This is a genomic window from Roseicyclus sp., assembly GCF_052168335.1.
Taxonomy (GTDB): domain Bacteria; phylum Pseudomonadota; class Alphaproteobacteria; order Rhodobacterales; family Rhodobacteraceae; genus Roseibacterium.
Map to the genome: position 1 here is coordinate 1 of NZ_JBQLZP010000130.1, position 1211 is coordinate 1211.

Genomic DNA, 1211 nt, shown 5'->3' on the forward strand with positions numbered 1-1211 from the left:
CGGGGCTGACGGGCGGGCTCGACCGCAAGGGGGCGTGGGACAGCCTTCGCGGCGCCGTCGTCACCACCTGCATGATCGCCTTCATCCTCGCGGGCGCGGCCTTCCTCACCGGGGCGATGGGGTATACCGGCATCCCGCGCAGCCTCGCCGCCTGGATCGGAGAGCAGGGGCTGAACCCCTACGCGCTTCTGGCGGCACTCCTCCTCTTCTTCATCGTGCTGGGCTTCTTCCTCGACGGCATCTCCATCGTCGTGCTGACCGTCTCGGTGATCCTGCCGATGGTGCTCGCCGCCGGGATCGACCCGATCTGGTTCGGCGTCTTCCTCGTCCTCGTGGTGGAGATGAGCCAGATCACCCCGCCCGTGGGCTTCAACCTCTTCGTGCTCCAGTCGATCACGGGGCGCGACATCTTCACCGTGGCGCGCTACGCGCTGCCCTTCTTCCTCCTCCTCGTGCTCGCCACCGTGATCATCACGATCTTCCCCGAGATCGCGCTCTGGCTGCCCTCGACCATGTCCAACCGATGACCGAAGAGACCCGCGCCACCCACGACGTCGGACCCGTCGTCTCCTCCGCCCACCTGGCCGACAGCGCGCTGCCCGCGCTCTCGGAGGTGGAGTTCGCCGTGACCATGATGAACCACGCCTTCCAGCGCTGGGTCGTGCGCTGCATGACGGCGGCGGGCGGGCCGGCCATGTCGCCGCTCGAGGTGCTGATCCTCCACCTCGTCCACCACCGGGGGCGGGCCAAGACGCTGGCCGATGTCTGCATGATCCTCAACATCGAGGATACGCACCTCGCCAACTACGCGATCCGCAAGCTGACGCAGGCGGGCCTGGTCGAGCCGGGGCGGAAGGGCAAGGAAAAGACCGTGCAGATCACGGCGGAGGGCGCACGGCTCTGCGCCCGCTACAAGGAGGTGCGCGAGGCGCTGCTGGTGCGCACCGCCCGCCAGCTCGGCCACGATCCCGAGGACATCAGCCGGGTCGCGGCGCTCCTGCGCGCGCTGTCGGGCAGCTACGACCAGGCGGCGCGCGCGGCCGCGGCGCTCTGATGTTCCCGCTCGCCGCCGTCATCGCGGCGAAGGGGCGCTGGTCGCTCATCGCGGGGCTCGTCGTCGGCCTCGGCTCGCCCGCGGCGGCGGAGGCGGTGCGCCCCTTCGTCGGCGTCCTCGTCGTCGCGGTCCTGTTCCTCGCCTTCCTGCGGATCGG

Annotated in this window: 2 protein-coding genes; both read left to right on the forward strand. The window is 70.2% G+C overall.

Features of this window, described 5'->3' with window-relative positions:
* Positions 1-527, forward strand: a 527-nt coding sequence (locus tag ACTS11_RS04180) for a TRAP transporter large permease subunit (protein WP_442639087.1), incomplete at its 5' end; no start/stop codon positions are given.
* Positions 524-1054, forward strand: a complete 531-nt coding sequence (locus ACTS11_RS04185) for a winged helix DNA-binding protein (protein WP_442639088.1) — start codon at positions 524-526, stop codon at positions 1052-1054. The genes ACTS11_RS04180 and ACTS11_RS04185, both read left to right, overlap by 4 nt.
* Positions 1055-1211 lie beyond the last annotated feature (157 nt).